The organism is Dyadobacter sp. HNCC25DJ186, assembly GCF_056895235.1.
Genome location: NZ_JBXHAS010000033.1, coordinates 1 through 3100 on the forward strand (window position 1 = coordinate 1; position 3100 = coordinate 3100).

General features: G+C 46.5%; 4 protein-coding genes. All 4 read right to left on the reverse strand.

The genetic code is table 11. The features are described from left to right. Positions 1-252: hypothetical protein (locus AC1XUO_RS29520; RefSeq protein ID WP_483333498.1), on the reverse strand; the 252-nt coding region annotated here is incomplete at its 3' end. 38 nt (positions 253-290) lie between these two features. Further along, complete coding sequence (locus AC1XUO_RS29525) at positions 291-1280, reverse strand: DUF6712 family protein (RefSeq protein ID WP_483333503.1); 990 nt, start codon at positions 1278-1280, stop codon at positions 291-293. Continuing rightward, positions 1270-2649, reverse strand: coding sequence for a hypothetical protein (locus AC1XUO_RS29530; protein ID WP_483333504.1), 1380 nt, complete (start codon positions 2647-2649; stop codon positions 1270-1272). Before AC1XUO_RS29530 ends, AC1XUO_RS29525 begins: the two co-directional genes overlap by 11 nt. 12 nt (positions 2650-2661) lie before the next feature. Continuing rightward, positions 2662-2961 carry a hypothetical protein gene (locus tag AC1XUO_RS29535; protein ID WP_483333505.1) on the reverse strand — a complete coding sequence of 100 codons (300 nt, stop codon included), beginning with the start codon at positions 2959-2961 and terminating at the stop codon, positions 2662-2664. Positions 2962-3100 lie beyond the last annotated feature (139 nt).

Consider the following 3100-nt stretch of genomic DNA (forward strand, 5'->3'; position numbering starts at 1 on the left):
CGCATACACGGGTGGGGTTGCGCTGAGCTGATCATCAATTCGGGTCTGAACTTCAAAATAAGCACCGGGGCTGATCGTGTAGCCATCGGGAACCGGTTTTTCTGACGCTTCCTGAACAGCTAAATTGACGAACTGGCTATTTTGGAAAGATTTCTGGATGCGTAATTCAAGGAAATAACGCAGGTCTACCCGGCTGGATCCTGCTGGCAACACAACAGGATCCACCAGCACGACAATAGGGTTTCGACTCATTTGCAGCTTCTGGTGCTGCATAGTAGCTAAGTAATCCATTATCTAAGGCGGAAGATTGATTTATACTGATCATTGTCGGGCAGCTTGTTAGTCGGCTGCTCTTTGGCTGCCTGGCTTTGGGCGTAGTCCGGAAACTTATCCAGGTTGTGGGATAAGTAGGAACGTAAAGCGTTTTGCCATTTTTTTGACTGGGTTTCTGATGCGCGTACCAGGCTCAGAATAGTTTCATTGTCCGGTGCTTTGGCGTTGTAGATCCCGTCAAAATCTGATAGTACGCGTATGTTTCCATTGCCTAGCATCACAAACTGCATGTTAGGAAGTGCAATATAATAGGCTGTGTGGGCAAGTGCCCGGCGAATGGAAAACAAAAGTTCCTTTTCATCGGCCGTCAGGCTGCCAGCTACCAGCGCGGTTTTCAACCGGTTGAACTGAGCGCGGCCGATCTTTGGTAAAAGGAAATCTCTTTCAGCCAGTTTCAAATACGGGCGGATACTTAAAAATAACCTGTAATTACCTTCAATGATCGGCAAGAATTCGCTCATGATCGTGGCCGATGAAACAAACAGTGCCCTGGTCGCTTTGGCCGTTTCGGAATTTTTGTAAGCAGGGAAATCATCCAGGTTTTGTTCCAGGTATAAAAGAACAGATTCCAGTGCGTTGACCGCGTTTTTCTCGGTTTCACGGATCCGCTTATCCAGCACACCAATTCGTACGGGCTGATTATTATCCCCGCCCATTTCCTGCAAACCATTGTCCCCATCGTTTCCGATCGCAAACGGTAAATATTTCTGGTAGGCATACCAGGCCAGGGCACGCTGCATTTTTTTAAGCAGGATATCCATTTTCGGGTTTTGCATAGGATCATCCCGGTAGTCTTCCAAAGCCTGGATAATTTCAGGCCCCAGTGCCTTTTCTAAAATGGTTTCTTGTGCCTCGTTGATATACGGCCGGATGAAATCATCCGTTGTGGCGCTCATCACCGCGCGGCCCAGGAATAAAATCAGATCTTGAACATCTCTAAGCAGCATCGGTCTGGTCGGTTTGTTGTGGATTGGAATCTTTATTGCCAGAATCCTGGCTTGTTTTTGACTCTCTACCCGCTGGGTTCTTGTCATCGCTGACCAGCAGGATATCAAAAAAACCGGCGTGAACATCCTTTGGTAGCTTCAAAGCTGTTTTTACATCCCGGTTGAAAGGCGAAAGGATTAGCTGACGTTCACGGGGTGTTCGGAAAAACTGCTGATAGTTGGCAGAAACCTTTAATTCAGATCCGGATCCGCCGATCGTTTTGCCATCCGAAACGCCGGCCAGGGTAGGCAGTAACCTGGAAGCGTTGGCAAATGCACGGAGCGCGGTGTCATAGGCTTCCTGCAATTCTTTGGCGTCTAAAGAGCGTTTTATCTCTTCAAATGCGATCATTCCGGATAGTTTCCCGTCGGAACCAAAATCACACTCATCAAAGATTACACGTGGACCGTCCTCGCTTTCGATCATCTTTTCTACGTTTTTGTAGAAATCATCTCGGACCTTTTGCTTTTCCTTTTCAGTATCAAAACTATCGTCATTCTGGTTTTCCTCAGACGATGCTGCATTCGCAACCATTTGATCAAAATAGGAGGTAGCTACTCGGCAAATGTGGGCGATGTTTTTATTGTGTTTGACGGTCTGGCCAATGGATTTGGCAATAAAATTCATGACCTCGATCCACTGGACGGTTTCATCACCCCAATACTGGGCAAAGCCGTAGTATGGTTGCCCGGTCTGGAAAGGGCGGAGTTGAAAGATGGTTTCTTCCAGTTTGGCATTGGCAGTATTGTAAGCAGGCACTGCAATCGTATTCTTGCTTACACTTTCAGAGCTGGACCAATCCGAATTTAATAACCAGGTTTCTACGTTTTTGGTATTGGCAATAGTGGCACGGCAAATCAAACTATCCTTGATGCTGTAAACCGGAAGTTTTCCCACCATCGAGCGGTTTACAAAAATGTTTCCGGTTTCAATCAAAGACGTACACATTTGATTGACAACGTTGCCCAGATCTTCCATTCCGTAGGCTGCCAAATAGTCTTCCGTGGCTTTGTTGGTGAACGGTTCGCGGGTGATGATCCCGTTTTTATTGACGTGTTTGAACCATCCGAAACCGCCACCATACAGAAAATCCGCCCTGGCTTCGATCAGGTTTTGAGCATCGCCGTTTGTTCTTAAAAGTTTAATCCGCTCGTTGGGTAGTAGGTTGTTTTCGCCCCAGGGATACAGTTCAAAGTCTTTGCCGTTGGATTTTACCGTCCGTTGCACGTTGCCGCGTGAACTGTTGATGTCGCGCTGCTGATCCGGATCCACTGACGCGGATTTGGAAAAGTGGATCATCCTGGTTTTGGGTCTTGTTTTATTTGACATGGCTAATAAAAATTAAAATCGGTGATCAATTTCGCGGCCGTCGAAAGTTCGCATCAAACACCAAAATACCTCGAAAGGCTGCCAGGCACCGGAGCGTGTCCGGTATTCCAGGATAGCCTTGCCGGCTCTTTTGGTTTCATGCTTGATGCTGGCCAGGTCAGATTTGCCTTTGCTGTAATAGCCGGACCGGTTACGACATTCTTCTTTTTCACCATAGGTCCCATCTTTTTTCTGATAGGTTATAGCAAAAGTTTTCTGCGATCCGGACGAAAGCTGGATCTGGCGCATTGCGTCTTTTAAGTGGATTTTCATGACCATGGAGTAAATATGGTCAGTGGAAGGGGGATGGGGTAGGACGGGATTTTTTGATAGTTATCTAGTATAAATGATGAAGACTTTTCTTGTAAATTCGATGGTTATTTAATTTAAAATATCATTTTACAGCCTCCCA

Excerpts from the sequence above, each read along its gene's own strand:
- AC1XUO_RS29530 (WP_483333504.1), bottom strand. The coding sequence starts at position 2,649 with ATGTCAAATAAAACAAGACCCAAAACCAGGATGATCCACTTTTCCAAA.
- AC1XUO_RS29535 (WP_483333505.1), bottom strand. The coding sequence starts at position 2,961 with ATGAAAATCCACTTAAAAGACGCAATGCGCCAGATCCAGCTTTCGTCC.
- AC1XUO_RS29525 (WP_483333503.1), bottom strand. The coding sequence starts at position 1,280 with ATGCTGCTTAGAGATGTTCAAGATCTGATTTTATTCCTGGGCCGCGCG.